This window comes from Streptomyces sp. enrichment culture, from assembly GCF_964272855.1.
Taxonomy (GTDB): Bacteria; Actinomycetota; Actinomycetes; order Streptomycetales; family Streptomycetaceae; genus Streptomyces.
Map to the genome: position 1 here is coordinate 1760269 of NZ_OZ186847.1, position 17383 is coordinate 1777651.

The 17383-nt window shown below is 71.1% G+C and carries 19 protein-coding genes; 10 read left to right on the plus strand and 9 right to left on the minus strand.

The genetic code is table 11. The features are described from left to right. Window positions 1-4 precede the first annotated feature (4 nt). Together ACSU6L_RS07590 and ACSU6L_RS07595 are read left to right on the plus strand one after the other, a co-directional pair. Entirely contained in the window at window positions 5-1273 is a 1269-nt protein-coding gene (locus ACSU6L_RS07590) for a VWA domain-containing protein (RefSeq protein WP_437054812.1), read from the plus strand. Next, a complete protein-coding gene (locus ACSU6L_RS07595) occupies window positions 1273-2064 on the plus strand; it encodes a hypothetical protein (protein ID WP_437054814.1) in 792 nt (263 codons plus the stop codon). The genes ACSU6L_RS07590 and ACSU6L_RS07595 overlap by 1 nt, the downstream gene beginning before the upstream one ends. Before the next feature lie 66 nt (window positions 2065-2130). On the opposite strand, the gene ACSU6L_RS07600 is transcribed toward ACSU6L_RS07595, so the two are convergent. Continuing rightward, on the minus strand, window positions 2131-2754 hold the full coding sequence (locus ACSU6L_RS07600) for a winged helix-turn-helix transcriptional regulator (RefSeq protein ID WP_437054816.1): 624 nt from the start codon (window positions 2752-2754) through the stop codon (window positions 2131-2133). 82 nt (window positions 2755-2836) lie between these two features. Between ACSU6L_RS07600 and ACSU6L_RS07605 the strand changes: the two genes are divergently transcribed. From ACSU6L_RS07605 to ACSU6L_RS07625, 5 genes are read left to right on the plus strand one after another with little or no spacing between them, the layout of a single operon-like run. Beyond that, a complete protein-coding gene (locus tag ACSU6L_RS07605; protein WP_437054818.1) occupies window positions 2837-4045 on the plus strand; it encodes a pyridoxal phosphate-dependent aminotransferase in 1209 nt (402 codons plus the stop codon). Between the two features lie 20 nt (window positions 4046-4065). Beyond that, the gene (locus tag ACSU6L_RS07610; RefSeq protein ID WP_437054820.1) at window positions 4066-4665 is read left to right on the plus strand and encodes a histidine phosphatase family protein; all 600 of its coding nucleotides are present in this window, start codon (window positions 4066-4068) and stop codon (window positions 4663-4665) included. Window positions 4666-4712: 47 nt separating this feature from the next. After that, a complete protein-coding gene (locus tag ACSU6L_RS07615) occupies window positions 4713-5342 on the plus strand; it encodes a hypothetical protein (RefSeq protein ID WP_437054822.1) in 630 nt (209 codons plus the stop codon). Between the two features lie 53 nt (window positions 5343-5395). After that, on the plus strand, window positions 5396-5818 hold the full coding sequence (locus ACSU6L_RS07620; RefSeq protein ID WP_073939532.1) for an acyl-CoA thioesterase: 423 nt from the start codon (window positions 5396-5398) through the stop codon (window positions 5816-5818). Between the two features lie 5 nt (window positions 5819-5823). Then, window positions 5824-6435, plus strand: a complete 612-nt coding sequence (locus tag ACSU6L_RS07625; protein WP_437054824.1) for a 3'-5' exonuclease — start codon at window positions 5824-5826, stop codon at window positions 6433-6435. On the opposite strand, the gene ACSU6L_RS07630 is transcribed toward ACSU6L_RS07625, so the two are convergent. From ACSU6L_RS07630 to ACSU6L_RS07665, 8 genes are all read right to left on the minus strand, one after another. After that, window positions 6398-7813, minus strand: a complete 1416-nt coding sequence (locus tag ACSU6L_RS07630) for a nucleobase:cation symporter-2 family protein (RefSeq protein ID WP_437064809.1) — start codon at window positions 7811-7813, stop codon at window positions 6398-6400. The genes ACSU6L_RS07625 and ACSU6L_RS07630 overlap by 38 nt on opposite strands. 260 nt (window positions 7814-8073) lie before the next feature. Further along, window positions 8074-9459 carry an 8-oxoguanine deaminase gene (locus tag ACSU6L_RS07635; protein WP_437054826.1) on the minus strand — a complete coding sequence of 462 codons (1386 nt, stop codon included), beginning with the start codon at window positions 9457-9459 and terminating at the stop codon, window positions 8074-8076. Window positions 9460-9528: 69 nt separating this feature from the next. Further along, the gene (locus tag ACSU6L_RS07640) at window positions 9529-10941 is read right to left on the minus strand and encodes a nucleobase:cation symporter-2 family protein (RefSeq protein ID WP_437054828.1); all 1413 of its coding nucleotides are present in this window, start codon (window positions 10939-10941) and stop codon (window positions 9529-9531) included. A 64-nt stretch (window positions 10942-11005) separates the two neighbouring features. Beyond that, window positions 11006-11929: a factor-independent urate hydroxylase gene (gene pucL / locus ACSU6L_RS07645; RefSeq protein ID WP_437054830.1), complete on the minus strand. Its 924-nt coding sequence runs from the start codon at window positions 11927-11929 to the stop codon at window positions 11006-11008. A 6-nt stretch (window positions 11930-11935) separates the two neighbouring features. Further along, window positions 11936-12340: a hydroxyisourate hydrolase gene (gene uraH, locus ACSU6L_RS07650; RefSeq protein ID WP_437054832.1), complete on the minus strand. Its 405-nt coding sequence runs from the start codon at window positions 12338-12340 to the stop codon at window positions 11936-11938. A 4-nt stretch (window positions 12341-12344) separates the two neighbouring features. Next, window positions 12345-12857: a 2-oxo-4-hydroxy-4-carboxy-5-ureidoimidazoline decarboxylase gene (gene uraD, locus ACSU6L_RS07655; RefSeq protein WP_437054834.1), complete on the minus strand. Its 513-nt coding sequence runs from the start codon at window positions 12855-12857 to the stop codon at window positions 12345-12347. 211 nt (window positions 12858-13068) lie between these two features. Beyond that, a complete protein-coding gene (locus ACSU6L_RS07660) occupies window positions 13069-13437 on the minus strand; it encodes a helix-turn-helix domain-containing protein (protein WP_437054836.1) in 369 nt (122 codons plus the stop codon). Then, complete coding sequence (locus tag ACSU6L_RS07665; RefSeq protein ID WP_073939027.1) at window positions 13434-13685, minus strand: thiamine-binding protein; 252 nt, start codon at window positions 13683-13685, stop codon at window positions 13434-13436. Before ACSU6L_RS07665 ends, ACSU6L_RS07660 begins: the two co-directional genes overlap by 4 nt. 171 nt (window positions 13686-13856) lie before the next feature. Here ACSU6L_RS07665 and ACSU6L_RS07670 point away from each other — a divergent pair, with 171 nt between their 5' ends. The 3 genes from ACSU6L_RS07670 (at window position 13857) to ACSU6L_RS07680 (ending at window position 17247) form a co-directional block, all read left to right on the plus strand. Beyond that, entirely contained in the window at window positions 13857-14696 is an 840-nt protein-coding gene (locus ACSU6L_RS07670) for a TIM barrel protein (protein WP_437054839.1), read from the plus strand. A gap of 29 nt (window positions 14697-14725) precedes the next feature. After that, on the plus strand, window positions 14726-15616 hold the full coding sequence (locus ACSU6L_RS07675) for a 2-hydroxy-3-oxopropionate reductase (RefSeq protein WP_437054841.1): 891 nt from the start codon (window positions 14726-14728) through the stop codon (window positions 15614-15616). A gap of 173 nt (window positions 15617-15789) precedes the next feature. After that, window positions 15790-17247, plus strand: coding sequence for a catalase (locus ACSU6L_RS07680; RefSeq protein WP_437054843.1), 1458 nt, complete (start codon window positions 15790-15792; stop codon window positions 17245-17247). Window positions 17248-17383 lie beyond the last annotated feature (136 nt).

The following is a 17383-nucleotide window of genomic DNA, read 5'->3' on the forward strand; positions in this document are numbered from 1 at the left end:
GCCGATGATCACAAGAAGACGGCTGGCGGCAGGGGCCGGTGCCCTGTTCGCCGCGCTGGCGGTAGGGCTCGCCCTGCCGTCCACGGCGCTCGCCGACGAGACCACGGCCGGACAGCCCAAGGTCAACCTCCTTCTGGACGTGAGCGGTTCGATGCGCGCCCGCGACATCGACGGCCAGTCCCGGATGGCCGCGGCCAAGCAGGCGTTCAACGAGGTGCTGGACGCCACTCCGGAGGACGTCCAGCTCGGCATCCGCACGCTGGGCGCGAACTACCCGGGCGACGACCGGAAGAAGGGCTGCCGGGACACCGCGCAGCTCTACCCGGTCGGCCCGCTGGACCGAACCGAGGCCAAGACGGCCGTCGCCACCCTGGTACCGACCGGCTGGACGCCGATCGGTCCGGCGCTGCTGAAGGCGGCCGACGACCTGGAGGGCGGCACCGGCTCCAAGCGGATCGTGCTGATCAGCGACGGTGAGGACACCTGCGCCCCGCTCGACCCGTGCGAGGTCGCCCGCGAGATCGCGGCCAAGGGCATCGGGCTGACCATCGACACCCTCGGTCTGGTGCCCAACACGAAGATGCGGCAGCAGCTCAGCTGTATCGCGGAGGCGACCGGCGGCACCTACACCTCGGTCGAGCACACCGACGATCTGGCCGACCGGGTCAACCAGCTGGTGGACCGGGCGGCGGACCCGGTGGTGACCCCGGTGGTCACCCAGGGCGGCTCGGAGTGCGCCAAGGCGCCGACCCTCGAGTCCGGTCTGTACACCGACCGCGAGGAGTTCGGGCAGCAGCGCTGGTACCGGGTCGACCTGCGGCCGGGCCAGGAGCTGCGCGCCTCGGTGAGTGTGTCCGCGGACCGCGCGGTGAACCCCGACTACGGGGTGCTGCTGCGGGCCGTCACGGTGCACGAACGCGAGATCGTGCGCGGCGAGGCGGCGGGCGACGGCCGTACGGACGTGATCTCGACGGGCCTGCGCTACCCCAAGCCGGAGACCGACGAGGACGAGGACGACGCCTCCGTCGAGACCGTGTGCCTCCAGGTGGCCAACTCCTTCTCGCCGGCCTCCGGCGTCAAGACCACGCCCGGCCTCCCGCTGGAGCTGACCCTCGACGTGGTGGACGGTCCGAGCGAGTCGGACGACGTGGCCGCCTTCGGTCTGGGGCGCGGCTGGTGGCTGCTGGGCGCGCTGATCGTCGCCGGGTTCCTCGCCGGTGTGGTGTGGGGCTGGGTGTCGCGCTGGCGGATCGCGGTCTGGAGGACCAACTGATGCGTATCTCGCGTATGTCCAAGGTGTTCGGTACGGCGCTGCTCCTGCTGGGCCTGGCCGCGGGTCCCGCGGCCGCGGACGGCAGCGACGCCGGGGACGAGCCCACCGAGGCGGGTACGTCCTTCCGTACGGCCACCGAGATCGACCAGGGGCAGACCGCGACGGCGGACGCCTCCGCGGGCGACTACCTGTACTGGTCGTTCCCGGCGGACGCGGGGCAGCGGCCGACGGTCCGGGCGACGGTGAAGCTGCCGAAGACGCACGCCGCCGAGACCTGGCAGATCGACGTGTACGACGGTCTGCGCCGCCGTCAGGCCTGCCAGTGGGGCGCGCAGACCCGCACCGCCGCGGCGGACGCGGGCAGCGTGGAACTGGCCTGTGTGCTGCGCACGGTACGGGCCTGGTCGGAGCCGTGGGCGAACGACCCGCTGCCGGGCACGTACTACGTCCGGCTGACCGCCGTCGGCCTGCCCACCGGGGACCTGGGGCTGCCGGTCGGCGCCGAACTGCGGGTGGACTCCAAGGACATGGGCGGCGCGGCGGCGGTGGACGGCCGGCTGGCCGAGCCGCTGGTGCCGGGCAGCGCGGTGGCGTCCGCGGAGTCGGACGAGGACACGTCGTCGGCGGTGCTGTCGAGCATCGAGCCGGAGGACGGCTGGGCCTCCGGCTGGTGGTCCGACCGCTGGGTGTGGACGGCGGTGGGCGGTGTGCTCGCGGCGCTGGCCGGGATCGGCGGGTACACGCTGACGCGCGGCTCGGGGCGTCCGTCCCGGGTTCCGCCGAACGCGTGACCCCCTGAACACCCTGGGAAGGCCCGCCCCCGCGCGGGCCTTTCTCGTTTCTCGTTCCCTCGGGTCTCATTCCCTCAGGGCTTTGGCGATCGCCCCGTCGCCGGTCACGGTGACCCGCCCGTCCCGCACCGCGTCGGCCAGGCCGGCCTCGCCGCGCGCGACGGCCGTGCAGGTGTCGACGTCCAGGACGAGCCGCGCGTCGGGCTCGCCGGGGGCGGGGCCGTCGCCGTAGAGGGGGCCGTCGTCGGCACCGACGTACAGATGGAACTCGCCCTCGTCGAGGCGGACTTCGACGACGCCCTGCCCCTCCAGCGCGCGCAGCAGCGGCAGCGCGAACCAGTGGGCGCGCACCGCGTCGGTGGGCCGCCGCTCGCCCAGCTCGGCCTGCCCCCACGCGCCGACGGCCTGGAGCACCGGCAGCAACTCGCGGCCGCGCGGGGTGAGTTCGTAGACGAAGGCCGCGCCGGGCGGCGGCAGCCGGCGCCTGGTGGTCAGCCCGTCGCGCTCCATGTCCTTCAGCCGCGAGGCGAGGACGTCCGTGCTGACGCCCGGCAGGTCCGCGTGCAGGTCGGTGTAGCGTCGCGGGCCGGCCAGCAGCTCACGGACGATCAGCAGGGTCCAGCGGTCGCCGATGACGTCGAGCGCGCGGGCGGCGGAACAGTACTGGTCGTAGCTTCGGCGAGGTGGCATGCGACGCAGTCTAGACATGTTGTTGGACTTTCCAAGCGACTACTTGGTAAAACCAAGTGACACTGGTTACCTGGAGGGGCGCATGGAGTTCCGGCAGTCGAGCAAGCTCAGCGAGGTCTGTTACGAGATCCGCGGCCCGGTCATCGAGCAGGCCAACGCGCTGGAGGAGGCGGGGCACAGCGTGCTGCGCCTCAACACCGGCAACCCGGCCCTGTTCGGCTTCGAGGCGCCGGAGGAGATCCTCCAGGACATGATCCGGATGCTGCCGCGGGCGCACGGCTACACCGACTCCCGCGGCGTCCTCTCCGCCCGCCGCGCGGTCGCCCAGCGCTACCAGACCCTCGGCATGGAGGTGGACGTCGACGACGTGTTCCTCGGCAACGGCGTGTCGGAGCTGGTCTCCATGGCCGTCCAGGCGCTGCTCGAGGACGGCGACGAGATCCTCATACCCGCCCCCGACTTCCCCCTCTGGACGGCGGTGACGACCCTCGCGGGCGGCAAGGCGGTCCACTACCTGTGCGACGAGCAGGCCGAGTGGTACCCCGACCTGGCCGACATGGAGTCGAAGATCACCGACCGGACGAAGGCGGTCGTGATCATCAACCCGAACAACCCGACCGGCGCGGTCTACCCGAAGGAGATCGTCGAGGGCATCCTCGACCTGGCGCGGCGGCACGGCCTGATGGTCCTCGCCGACGAGATCTACGACCAGATCCTCTACGACGACGCCGTCCACCACTCGGCCGCCTCCCTCGCCCCCGACCTGGTGGTGCTGACCTTCTGCGGCCTGTCGAAGACGTACCGGGTGGCGGGATTCCGCTCCGGCTGGCTGGTGGTGACGGGCCCGAAGCAGCACGCGCGCGACTACCTGGAGGGCCTGACCATGCTGGCCTCCATGCGGCTGTGCGCCAACGCGCCCGCCCAGTACGCCATCCAGGCCGCGCTCGGCGGCCGCCAGTCCATCGCCGACCTCACCGCACCCGGCGGGCGCCTGCACGAACAGCGCAATGTGGCCTGGGAGAAGCTGAACGAGATCCCCGGCGTGTCGTGCGTGAAGCCGAAGGGCGCGCTGTACGCGTTCCCCCGCATCGACCCCAAGGTGCACCCGATCCACGACGACGAGAAGTTCGTCCTGGACCTGCTGCTCCGCGAGAAGATCCAGGTCGTCCAGGGCACCGGCTTCAACTGGCCCGCCCCCGACCACTTCCGCATCCTCACCCTCCCTCACGCGGACGACCTGGAGGCGGCGATCGGACGGATCGGACGGTTCCTGAGCGGATACCGGCAGTAGGCGCCCCGTAACCTGGCCGCATGGGTGATCTCTTCCTCGTGCGGCACGGTGAGACCGAGTGGTCCCGGTCCGGACGGCACACCGGATCGACGGACGTCCCGCTGACCGAGCACGGCCGGGAGGAGGCGCGGCGGCTGGTGCCGCTGATCCGCTCCCACCGGATCGGGGCCGTATTCGTCAGCCCCCTGCAGCGGGCGCGGGAGACCGCGGAGCTCATCGGGTTGCACGGGGTGCGGGTGGACGCCGATCTGCGGGAGTGGGACTACGGGGCCTACGAGGGCGTCACCACCGTCGAGATCCAGCGCGAGCGGCCCGGCTGGTTCCTGTTCCGGGACGGGGTCGCGCCGGGGCCCGCGGAGCGGCCCGGGGAGACGCCGGAGCAGGTCGGGGAGCGGGCCGACCGGATGCTCGGCAAGGTGGACGCGGCACTCGCCAACACCGAGGGCGCCGTGGTGCTGGTCGCGCACGGGCACATCCTGCGGGTGCTCACCGCGCGGCGGCTCGGCTTGCCGCCGCACGACGGGGCGCTGTTCCAGCTGGCCACGGGAGCGCTGTGCCGGCTGGGCACCGAGCACGGGCGGCCGGTCGTCGCGGGCTGGAATGTCAGACCCCCGTCGTAGCCTTCGAGGCGATGGGGTCCGACCCCCACGCCGGGAAGGAGCACGCCGTGACCCGACCGCCCACCGCCGCGCAGCGGCGTGTCGTCGACGCCGCCGATCCGGTCACCGGACGGCTGAAGGGAACCGAGGCGCAGCTCGCCGCGCTGGTGAAGCGGGGGCTCGCCTTCCGGCATCCCCGGCCGCCGCACGACCACTTCCTGACCCCGGCCGGACACCGGCTGCGGGAGGCCGAGCCCACGGCGCCTCCCCCGCCGCCCGCGCCCGCCGGACACACCGGCGTCTTCGCCGCCCGCACAGGCGGTGAGGAGGACGTGCCGGAGCCGGGCCCGGCCCGGGTCCGCGAGGTGCACAGTGCCTGGCAGGGTCTGCTGGACCTGCGCCGGATGACCAACCCGGACGGTGCCACGGACCGGCCGTGCGGCTGGGAGCGGACGCATCTGGTGCAGGCCGCCGCGCTCGCTCTGGAGGCCGCCGGACACCGGCCGGAGGGACCCGGCTCACCGGGGTACCGGGTGCGCGCCACCCCGCAGCCGGAGGCCGTCGCCGTGCACGAACCGGACACCGAGGCGCTGCGGGCCTGCGCGGCCACGCTGGAGGGGGCGGGCTGGCAGGTCGGCGAGCACACGGAGCCGCGGACCCGGGCCCGCTATCTGCTGGCCTCCCCTCGGCGGGCGTGAGACCCGCGCATGCCAAGATCGGACGAAGCAACCGCCGACCGACAGGGGACATGGTGAGCACGCCGTTTTCCGTACCGGTGACCGTCCGCGGGTACGAGACCGACACCCAGGGCCACCTCAACCAGGCCGTCTACCTCAACTACGCCGAACACGCCCGCTGGTCCCTGCTCCAGGCGGCCGGCATCCGCCAGGCCGCCCTCCAGGCGAAGGGTGTGGGCCCGGTGGCGCTGGAGACGACCATCCGCTACCTGCGGGAGCTGCTGGCGGGCGACGAGGTCGAGGTGACCTGCGAGTTCGTGTGGGGAGACGGCAAGACGTTCCGGATCCGCCAGCACATCGTGAAGGCCGACGGCACGGTCGCCGCGGAGATCGAGGCGGTCGGCGGCCTGCTCGACCTGAAGGAGCGACGGCTGCTCCCCGATCCGCGCGAACGCTTCAAGGAACTGGCCGCGGATCCCGCGGTGTTCGGGCTCTGAGCCCCATGGCGACACGACACGTCAAGCCGAGCCTGTACATCTCGGTCGACATCGAGGCGGACGGCCCCATCCCGGGGCCGTACTCCATGCTGAGCCTGGGGGCGGCGGTCGCCGGTGTGCAGGACGCCGACGGGTTCACCGCGGCCGATCCCGAGCGGCGCACGTTCTATCGCGAACTGCGGCCGATCAGCGACGAGTTCGTGCCCGAGGCGCTCGCGGTGAGCGGGCTGGACCGCGACCGGCTGCGCGCGGAGGGCCTGGACCCGGCCCTCGCGCTCGCCCAGTTCGGCCGCTGGGTGCGCGAGGTGAGCGCCGAGGCGGGCGCCCAGCCGGTGATGTGCGGCTACCCGGCGTCGTACGACTGGACGTTCCTGTACTGGTACCTGATCCGCTTCACCGGCGAGAGCCCCTTCGGGCACTCCGGCTGCCTGGACATGAAGACGCTGTACGCGACGAAGGCCGGCGTCCCGCTGCGGGCCGTCGCCAAGCGCTCCATGCCCCCCGGAACGCTTCCACGGCGCCGCCATACGCATCATGCGCTGGACGACGCCGTGGAGCAGGCGGAACTGTTCATCAACCTCATGAAGTGGCCGGGGCCCGGGTCGTCGCCCCGGTGATCTCCTCTCCCGCTTCCATCGGGTGGGTGACGTCCTGGGCGTCGCGGCCCTTGCCGAGGTGGTTGAAGACGAAGTTCAGCAGGACGGCGGCGACACAGCCGGTCGAGATGCCGGAGTCCAGGACGATCTTCGCGGTCTCCGGGAAGGCGTGGTAGAACTCCGGCGCGGTGATCGGGATGATGCCGACGGCCAGGGAGACCGCCACGATCAGCACGTTGTTGTCCTTGTCCAGGCCGGCCCGCACCAGGGTCTGGATGCCGCTCGCGGCGACCGAGCCGAACAGGACGACACCCGCGCCGCCGAGGACCGGGCGGGGCACGACGGCGATGAGCGAGGCGGCGACCGGGCACAGGCCCATCAGCACCAGGAAGCCACCGCCTGCGGCGACGACGAACCGGCTGCGGATCCGGGTCATCGCGACGAGGCCGATGTTCTGCGCGAAGGCGCTGCACATGAAGCCGTTGAACACGGGGCTGATGGCGGAGCCGAGGGTGTCGGCGCGCAGACCGGCGGCGATGGTCTTCTCGTCGGCCGGGCGGTCGACGATCTCGCCGAGCGCGAGCATGTCGGCGGTCGACTCTGTCATCGAGACCACCATCACCACGCACATGGACAGGATGGCGGCGAGCTGGAACTGCGGGGCACCGAAGTGGAACGGCGTCGGGAAGCCGACGATGTCCGCGTCGGCGACGGGGCTGAAGTCGGTCACGCCGAGCGGTATCGCCACCAGCGTGCCGGCGACCAGGCCTAGCAGCACGGCGATCTGCTTGACGAAGCCGCGGGTGAAGCGGCGCAGCAGCAGCACGATCACCAGGGTCGCGCCGGCCAGGCCCAGGTTGGTGACGGAGCCGAAGTCGTCGGCGGTGGGGCTGGACCCCTGGGCCCAGCCGAAGGCGACCGGGAGCAGCGAGATGCCGATCAGGGTGATCACGGTGCCGGTGACGACCGGCGGGAAGAACCGGACCGCCTTGCTGAAGAAGGGGGCGGCGAGGAAGCCGAGGAGGCCCGCGACGATCACCGCGCCGAAGATGATCGGCAGGGCGTCGGACTTGTCGTCGGTGGCGGCGACGATCGCGGTCATGGGGGCGACACCGGCGAAGGTGACGCCGTTGACGAAGGGGAGCCGGGCGCCGATCTTCCAGACGCCCAGGGTCTGCAGGAAGGTGGCGAGGCCCGCGGTGAACAGGCAGGCGCCGGTGAGGAAGGTCAGTTCGGTGCCGGAGAGGCCGATGGCCGCGCCGACGATCAGGGGCGGGGCGACGACTCCCGCGTACATGGCGGCCACGTGCTGCAGGCCGGTGGTCGCCATCTTCAGGGGCGGAAGCTTCTCGTCGACGGGATGCACGCCGGAACGCGCGATGGAGTCCTCGGGGGACATGGGCGGTACGGCTTCGGGCTGAGCGGCCACGGCGGCTCCTCCGGTCGGGTACACGTCGGCACTGACATGGGTTTCAGGGAGGTGGTGCAGGTGTGGTCGTGCGGGACCGTTGGGGGGGGTGGCGCTGGGTGGGAACGGTGAGTGACCGTTCCGGGGCGCGTGCGTCCACACGCGCCCCGGAGACGGCTGCCGTGGATCCCGCTCGGATCCACGGGTCCCGGCCGGGAGCCGTCCCTCCCGGCCGGAGTCTTCCGAAGGGGTCAGCCCTGTGCGGCGATACGCGCCAGGCGCTGGGCCTCCTCGCGGGTGGAGCGGGCGACGGCGTCCTCGTCGACGGTGAGCAGGCGGCCGTTGTCGACGATCTGCCGGCCGTTGACGAAGGAGGCGGTCACCGGGGCGGCGGCGCCGAAGACCAGCGCGGTCACCGGGTCGGCGATGGAGGCGTGGGCGAGCGTGTCCATCCTCCACAGCACCACGTCGGCCAGCTTGCCCGGCTCCAGCGAGCCGATCTGCTCGGCGCGGCCGAGGACCTGGGCGCCGCCGAAGGTGCCGAGCCGCAGCGCCTGACGGGCGTTCAGCGCGGCCTCGCGGTGCGTGCCGAGGCGGTTGATCAGCAGGGCGTTGCGCAGTTCGGTGTGGAGTTCACCGGACTCGTTGGAGGCGGTGCCGTCGACGCCGAGGCCGACCGGGACGCCCGACCTCAGCATGTCGGGGACGCGGGCGATGCCCGCGGCGAGGCGGGCGTTGGACGACGGGCAGTGGGCGACGCCGGTCCTCGTGCGGGCGAAGGCGGCGATGTCGGAGTCGGTCATGTGGACGCAGTGCGCCATCCACACGTCCTCGCCGAGCCAGCCGGTGGACTCGAAGTAGTCCGTCGGGCCCATCCCGAACAGCTCGTGGCAGAACTTCTCCTCCTCGACCGTCTCCGAGCCGTGGGTGTGCAGCCGCACGCCGAGCCGGCGGGCCAGCTCGGCGCCCTCCCGCATGAGCTCGGTGGAGACGGAGAACGGCGAGCAGGGGGCGACCGCCACCTGGGTCATGGCGTCGAAGGAGGCGTCGTGGTGCTGCTTGACGGTCTCCTCCGTGGCGGCGAGCGCACCCTGAAGCGTCTCGACGGCGAAGTCCGGCGGCAGACCGCCGTCCTTCTCGCTGCGGTCCATCGAGCCGCGGGCCAGCGTGAACCGGACACCCATCTCGGCGGCGGCGCGGATGATCGAGCCGGAGATGTCGCCGGAGCCGTGCGGGAACACGTAGTGGTGGTCCATGGCGGTGGTGACACCGCCGCGGGCCATCATGGCGAGGGACCCCTGCGCGGCCGCGTACGTCATCCGCTCGTCGATGCGCGCCCACGTCGGGTACAGCGCGACCAGCCAGTTGAACAGGTTGTGGTCGGTGGCCAGGCCCCGGGTGATCCACTGGTAGAAGTGGTGGTGGGTGTTGACCAGACCGGGCGTGGCCAGATGGCCGCTCGCGTCGATCCGGCGTACCACGTTCTCCAGCCCCTCGGGGGCCCGGCCCGCTCCGACCGACTCGATGCGGTTGCCGGCGAGCACGAGGTACCCGGAGGCGTACTCGGTGTCGCCCGCGTCCACGGTGGCGATCGCACAGTTCTCGATGACGATGCGCTGGGCTGCCGATGGTGCCATGGCGCTTCCTTGTCTTTCAGTGGCGGCCCGTGAACGGTGAGGTGTCCACGGGGAGGGCACGGCAGGACCCTAGGAGGATTTGAGTGCCGGGGCCGGTTGGCGGCTCCGGGTGCCGAGATGATGGAAGAACAGGTTGAGGGTGACCGCGACGAGCGCGCCGGCGCTGATGCCGGATCCGAGCACGGTCTGCGCCCAGGCCGGGAAGTCGGCGTAGAAGGCCGGAGCTGCCAGCGGGATGATGCCGGCGCCGAGTGCCACGGCCACCAGGATGATGTTGGAGCTGTCGTCGAGGCCCGCCTCCGACAGGGTGCGGATGCCGCTGACGGCGATCGAGCCGAACAGCACGATACCGGCGCCGCCGAGGACCGGCATGGGGACCAGGGAGACCACCGCGCCGAGGACGGGGAAGGCACCGAGGACGAGCAGGGTGGCACCGGCGACGGCGACGACGTAGCGGCTGCGTACCCGGGTGAGGGAGACGACGCCGACGTTCTGCGCGAACGAGGAGGTGGGGAAGCCTCCGAAGACCGGGCCGATCAGGGTGGCGATGCCGTCGGTGCGCAGGCCGCGGGTGATGGTCTTGGCGTTGGCGCGGCGGTCGCAGATCTCGCCGAGGGCGAGCATGCCGGCGCTCGACTCGGTCATCAGCACGAGCATCACGATGCACAGCGACAGGATGGCCGCGGGCTGGAACTCGGGCGCGCCGAAGGCGAACGGGGCGGGCAGCGCGGCGACGGGCGCCGACTTGAGGGCGCTGAAGTCGGCCATGCCGAAGGGGATGGCGACCAGGGTGCCGACGAGCAGTCCGAACAGCAGGGCGACCTGCTTGACGAAGCCGCGGCCGAACCGCTGGACGAGCAGGATGACGGCGAGGGTGAACCCGGCGAGCGCCAGGTACCTCATGGCGCCGAAGTCGGCGGCGGTCTTGTCGCCGCCCTGCGCCCAGCCGACCGGGACGGGCATCAGCGTGACGCCGATCAGGGTGATCACCACGCCGGTGACCAGGGGCGGGAAGAAGCGCAGCAGCCGCCCGAAGAACGGGCCGACCGCCAGGCAGAAGACGCCGGCGACCATCACCGCGCCGTAGATCGCGGGGAGTTGGCGGCCCGGGTCGCTGGTCTCGGCGATCGCGAGGATCGGGGCGATGCCGGCGGAGGAGGCCGCGTTGACGAAGGGCAGCCGGTTGCCGACGAAGCCCTTGACGCCGATGGTCTGCAGGATGGTCGCGACACCCGCGATGAGCAGGCTCGCGGCGATCAGCCGGGTGCGGGCCGCGACGTCGAGTCCGCAGGCCTGGCCGATGATGAGCGGAGGAGTGACAACGCCCGCGTACATCGCGGCGATGTGCTGGAGCGCGGCGGGGACGAGCCGCGAGGGGTGGAGCTTCTCGTCCACCGGGTGCACGGACGTGACGGCGTCCTCGGTGTGCACCGGCGGGGTGGAACAAGGGGCTTTCGCCGGCCCCTGTGCAGGCTGTGCCATGGTGTTCCCTCCGGTGTGGCGCGCCCCCGGTCCGGGTGGCCGGACCGGGGGCGCGCGTCCCGCGTCAGAGGTTGGTCATGTCGACCGGGATACGGGCCTCGCAGCCGTCCCGCAGGATGGTGGCCTCGATCAGGCCGTAGGGGCGGTCCGCGGCGAAGTACACCTCGTTGTCGTTCTTCAGCCCGAACGGCTCCAGGTCCACCAGGAAGTGGTGCTTGTTCGGGAGGGAGAAGCGGACCTCGTCGATCTCGCTGCGGTTGTTGATGATCCGCGAGCCCATCTGGTACAGCGTCTGCTGCAGCGACAGGGAGTACGTCTCGGCGAAGGCCTGGAGCATGTGCTTCTTGACCTGCTCGTAGGACTTCTCCCAGTTGGGCATCTTCTGCTCGTCGTCGGTCCAGTTGAACCGCCAGCGGCCGGAGACCTGCGTGGCCAGGATGCGGTCGTACGCCTCCTGGAGGGTCGTGTACTTGTCCTTGACGTAGCCCCAGAACTCGGAGTTCGTCGAGTTCATCACGACCAGGTCCTTGAGGCCGGAGACGACCTCCCACTTCTCACCGTCGTAGGTGATCTGGGTGACCCGGGTCTCCTGGCCCTTGCGGACGAAGGAGTGCTTGACGTCGTCGGCGCCGATGAACTTGCTGTTGGCGTCGGAGGTCTCGATCCGCTCCCAGGCGTACTCCTCGATGCGGATCCGCGCCCGGTGGATCGGCTCCTGGCTGGTGACGAAGTGCCGGGCGAGGTGGATGCCGAACTGCTCGGCGGACTCGATGCCGTACTCCTTGGCGAACGCGTACACCGTGTTCTTGGTGGTGTCGGTCGGGAGCACGTTGGCGTTGGAGCCGGAGTAGTGGACCTCTTCCATGTCGCCGCTGAGCGCCACGGAGACGTTCAGGTCCTTGATGTGGTGGGTGGCGCCGTCCCGCGTGATCTTTACGACTCGGTTCTCGGCCTTGCCGTACTGGTTCTGTCCCAGGATCGTGGGCATTGTCTGCTAGCTCCCTCGGTAAACGGAGTAGCCGAACGGGTTGAGCAGCAGCGGTACGTGGTAGTGCTCGCCCGGTACGACGGCGAAGGTGATCGCCACCTCGGGGAAGAACACCGCGGCACCGCTGTCCCGATTCGCGGGGGCGTCCTGCTGCGCATCGGCTTGCTTCTTCGCGGAAATCTCGAAGTACGGCTCCACCGCGAAGTCGAGCCGTACGTGGGTCGTCCCCTCCGGCAGGGCCGGAAGGTCCTTGCACCGGCCGTCGGCGTCGGTCGCGCTGCCGCCGAGCGCCTGCCAGTCCGCGTCTCTTCCGCCGCGGGCGGAGAGGTGGACGGCGACGCCCTCGGCGGGGCGGCCGACGGAGGTGTCCAGGATGTGCGTGGACACTGAGGCGGTGGTGCTGGTGCTCATGGTGTCAGGCGTCCTCTTCGACGAGTCGGGCCAGTCGGATGCGGTTGATCTTCCCCAGCTCGGTGCGGACGATCTCCCGCTCCTCCTCCGGCGTGTTCCCGATCCGCTCCTTGACCGCGTCCCGCATCTGCTCGCCGGTCCTGCCGGTCGCGCAGATCAGGAAGACATGGCCGAACTTCTCCTGGTAGGCCAGGTTCAGTTCGAGCATCTCCGCCTTGAGCGCGTCGGAGGCGCCGGCCATGCCGCGCTGTTCGCGGGCGGAGGTCGGGTCGCCGGGCTTGGGGCGGCCGATCGGCGGGTGCCCGGCCATCGCCTCGGCGAGGTCCGTCTCGGTCAGGTCGGCCATGGCGGCGTCGCTGGCCGTGTACAGGTCCTCGGCCGAGGCGTAGGGTCGGGCGGCGAGCAGCCGCTTCGCCCAGCTCGTGGAGGCACACGCCTCGTGGAGTGCGGCGAAGGCCGCGGGCTCCTCCAGAGCGTTGAACCGGGTGAGGCCCGGCGGCGTGGAAGTGGAAGTCACAGGAGCCTCCGTGGCCGTTTCGGCCATCGTGCTGAACGGGCTGCGGATAGCTAACGCCCTGCGAAACAGCACGTCAACACTTTGTTGAAAATTCGGCGTAACAAAAGCGGGATGACAAAAGCCGCCGCCCCGGACCGGGACGGCGGCCGCACACGACTCGCCACAAGGGCCGTCCGGCCCTCCTCCTCGCGGCTTCGGCCCCGCTCCGGCGTCAGCCTTCCTTCTCGCGGTTGAGGTAGTTGTAGACCGTGAAGCGGCTGACGCCGAGCGCGCCGGCCACGGTCTCCACGCCGTGCCGCACGGCGAAGGCGCCGCGCGCCTCCAGGGACCGCACGATCTCCTGCTTGGCCCGGCGGTCGAGGTCGGCGAGCGGCATGCCGCGCTTGCGCTCCATGGCGGCCAGGATGTGGTCGAGGGAGTCCGCGAGCTGCGGCAGCCGTACGGCGACCACGTCGGCGCCCGCCCAGGAGAGCACGACGTCGTCGGGGCCGGCCTCGTCGGGCGGCAGCATCACCCCGCCCATGGCGTCGACCAGCGGCTTCACCGCCGTGATGAAGGGCTCGTCACCCGCGCCGGTCACCGGTCACCCTCCCCCACCACGTTGACCTGGAGCGAGACACGGGTGGCGCCGGCGTTCAGGGCCTTGCGCAGCAGGGCGTCCACGGCGGTCAGGACCTGGTCGGCGCCGCCCTCCGCGGTGTTGCCGAACGGGCCGACGTCGACCTCGTCCAGCTCGGCGGCCTCGATGACCTCACGTGCCACCACCGCGTGCGCGGGGGCCTCGTCGAGGTCGAAGGGCTCGGTTGTGAATTCCACTCGCAGTCGCACGGGCTCAACCTAACGCGCGCGGCGGGCGTTCGGGCAGGCCTGGGGCCGGTCCCTCTTGACAGCCTCCCGACGTCCAGGCAGTCTTCCTCACGTCTTCCGGTAAGCAGAAATCAACTTCCGCAATGCGAAAGAGCAGGGCGGAGGGCAAGTCAGGAAGGGAGCGCGGCCCCGATGGGATTCGCAGACCAGCGCTTCAACGTCAACCTGTCGATCCTCTTCACGGAACTCCCGCTCCTGGAGCGCCCCGCGGCCGCCGCCGCGGCCGGCTTCACCGCGGTCGAGCTGTGGTGGCCCTGGATCGACACCCCCACCCCCGAGCGGTCCGAGCTGGACGCACTGAAGAAGGCGATCGAGGACGCGGGCGTACAGCTCACCGGCCTCAACTTCTACGCCGGGCAGCTCCCGGGCCCGGACCGCGGCGCCCTGTCGGTGCCGGGCGCCGAGTCGGAGAGGTTCCGCGCCAACATCGACGTGGCCGCCGACTTCGCCGCCGCCCTCGGCTGCAAGGCGCTCAACGCGCTCTACGGCAACCGCGTCGAGGGCGTCGACCCGGCCGAGCAGGACGCGCTGGCGCTGGAGAACCTGACCCTCGCGGCCCGGGCCGCCGACCGGATCGGCGCGATCCTGCTGATCGAGGCGCTGAACCAGCCCGAGTCTCCGCTGTACCCGCTGGTGAGCGCGCCCGCCGCGGTCGGCGTCGTCGACAAGGTCAACGAGGCGACGGGACTGGGCAACGCCAAGTTCCTGATGGACCTCTACCACCTGTCCATGAACGGCGAGGACCTGCCGTCGGTCATCGAGCGGTACGCCGCGAAGACCGGCCACGTGCAGATCGCCGACAACCCCGGCCGCGGCGCCCCCGGCACCGGCAACCTGCCGCTGGAGGACCTGCTCGACCAGCTGAAGAAGGCCGGTTACGACGGCTGGGTCGGCCTGGAGTACAAGCCGGGCGACCGCCCGAGCGCGGAGGCATTCGACTGGCTGCCCGCCGAGGCCCGCGCCGCCCGCTGACCACCTTGCACCAAGAGAGGCACCCCATCATGAGCAACCTTCCCAAGATCGCCTGGATCGGCCTCGGCATCATGGGCTCCCCCATGTCCGAGAACCTGCTCAAGGCGGGTTACGACGTCACCGGCTTCACCCTGGAGCAGGAGAAGCTGGACCGCCTGGCCGCCGCGGGCGGCACCGCCGCCTCGTCGATCGCCGAGGCCGTGCGCGACGCCGACGTGGTCATCACGATGGTGCCCGCCTCCCCGCAGGTCGAGGCCATCGCCTACGGTCCGGACGGCATCCTCGAGAACGCCAGGTCCGGCGCCCTGCTGATCGACATGTCCTCGATCACCCCGCAGACCTCGGTCGACCTGGCGAAGGTGGCGCGGGACAAGGGCATCCGCGTCCTGGACGCCCCGGTGTCCGGCGGCGAGGCCGGCGCCATCGAGGCCGTGCTGTCCATCATGGTCGGCGGCGAGCAGGCCGACTTCGACCAGGCCAAGCCGATCCTCGAGGCGCTCGGCAAGACCATCGTGCTGTGCGGCCCGCACGGCTCCGGCCAGACCGTGAAGGCCGCCAACCAGCTGATCGTCGCCGTGAACATCCAGGCGTGCGCCGAGGCCGTGGTCTTCCTGGAGAAGTCGGGCGTGGACCTGAAGGCCGCGCTGGACGTCCTCAACGGCGGCCTGGCGGGCTCGACCGTGCTGACGCGGAAGAAGGACAACTTCCTGAACCGCGACTTCAAGCCCGGCTTCCGCATCGACCTGCACCACAAGGACATGGGCATCGTCACCGACGCCGCCCGCAACGTCGGTGCCGCCCTGCCGGTCGGCGCCGTGGTCGCCCAGCTGGTCGCGTCGCTGCGCGCCCAGGGCGACGGCGGCCTGGACCACTCGGCCCTGCTGCGGGCCGTGGAGCGCCTGTCGGGCGCCCAGGTCTGACCGGCCCCACCGAGACCCCGGGCGGCGCCGCCGCTGACACCTGTCCTGTCGCGCCCAGGCGGCGGCGTCGCCCGGAATCCAATTCAACAAACTGTTGACGCCCAGATCGGCCCACTTCTAGGCTCCACAAAGCGGAAATGGTTTTCCGCTGCCCCTCGTACGGAAGGTCCACGATGTCGAAGCGCGTGCTCACCACCGAGTCCGGCGCCCCGGTCGCCGACAACCAGAACTCCGCCTCCGCCGGCGTCGGCGGCCCGCTCCTGCTCCAGGACCAGCACCTTCTGGAGAAGCTGGCGCGCTTCAACCGGGAGCGCATCCCGGAGCGCGTGGTGCACGCGCGCGGCTCCGGCGCCTACGGCTACTTCGAGGTGACGGACGACGTCACCGGCTTCACCCACGCCGACTTCCTGAACACCATCGGCAAGCGCACCGAGGTCTTCGTGCGCTTCTCCACCGTGGCCGACTCGCTCGGCGGGGCGGACGCGGTGCGCGACCCGCGCGGCTTCGCGGTGAAGTTCTACACCGAGGAAGGCAACTACGACCTCGTCGGGAACAACACCCCGGTGTTCTTCATCAAGGACCCGATCAAGTTCCCCGACTTCATCCACTCGCAGAAGCGCGACCCGTTCACCGGCAAGCAGGAGCCGGACAACGTCTGGGACTTCTGGGCCCACTCCCCCGAGGCCACCCACCAGGTGACGTGGCTGATGGGCGACCGCGGCATCCCGGCGTCGTACCGCCACATGAACGGCTACGGCTCGCACACCTACCAGTGGACGAACGAGGCGGGCGAGGCCTTCTTCGTGAAGTACCACTTCAAGACGAACCAGGGCATCCGCTCCCTGTCCACCGAGCAGGCCCAGGAGCTCGCGGGCAAGGACCCCAACTCCCACCAGACGGACCTGCTCCAGGCCATCGAGCGGGGCGTGAACCCGTCCTGGACGCTGTACGTGCAGCTCATGCCGGCGGCCGAGGCGGCGGACTACCGCTTCAACCCGTTCGACCTGACCAAGGTGTGGCCGCACAAGGACTACCCGCTGCAGCGCGTGGGCCGCCTGGTGCTGGACCGCAACCCCGACAACGTCTTCGCCGAGGTCGAGCAGGCCGCGTTCTCCCCGAACAACTTCGTGCCGGGCATCGGCCCGTCCCCGGACAAGATGCTCCAGGGCCGGCTCTTCGCCTACGCCGACGCGCACCGCTACCGCCTGGGCGTCAACCACACCCAGCTCGCGGTGAACGCCCCGAAGGCGACCGTCGCGAACAACTACGGCCGCGACGGCCTGATGGCGGTCAACGGCCAGGGCCGCCACGCCAAGAACTACGAGCCGAACTCGTACGACGGCCCGGTCGAGACCGGCCGCCCGCTGTCCGCCCCGCTCGCGGTGGCCGGGTACACCGGCAACCACGCGGCGCCGCAGCACACCAAGGACGACGACTTCTTCCAGGCGGGCGAGCTGTACCGGCTGATGAGCGCGGAGGAGAAGTCCCGGCTCGTCGCCAACATCGCCGGCGGCCTCTCCCAGGTCTCCCGCGACGACGTGATCGAGAAGAACCTGGCCCACTTCCACGCGGCCGACCCCGAGTACGGCAAGCGCGTGGAGGAGGCGGTCCGCGCCCTGGGCGAGGACTGAACTCCCTGACTCCCTGACCGTGCCCGGCCGCCGGGCGGCCCGGATGAGGGGTGGCCGCCCGCGGTGGGCGGGCACGGACAGGGTGCGGACCGCGGCGGCGTGCGAGCCAGTGCGGTGGTGAAGGAATCGCGACCCC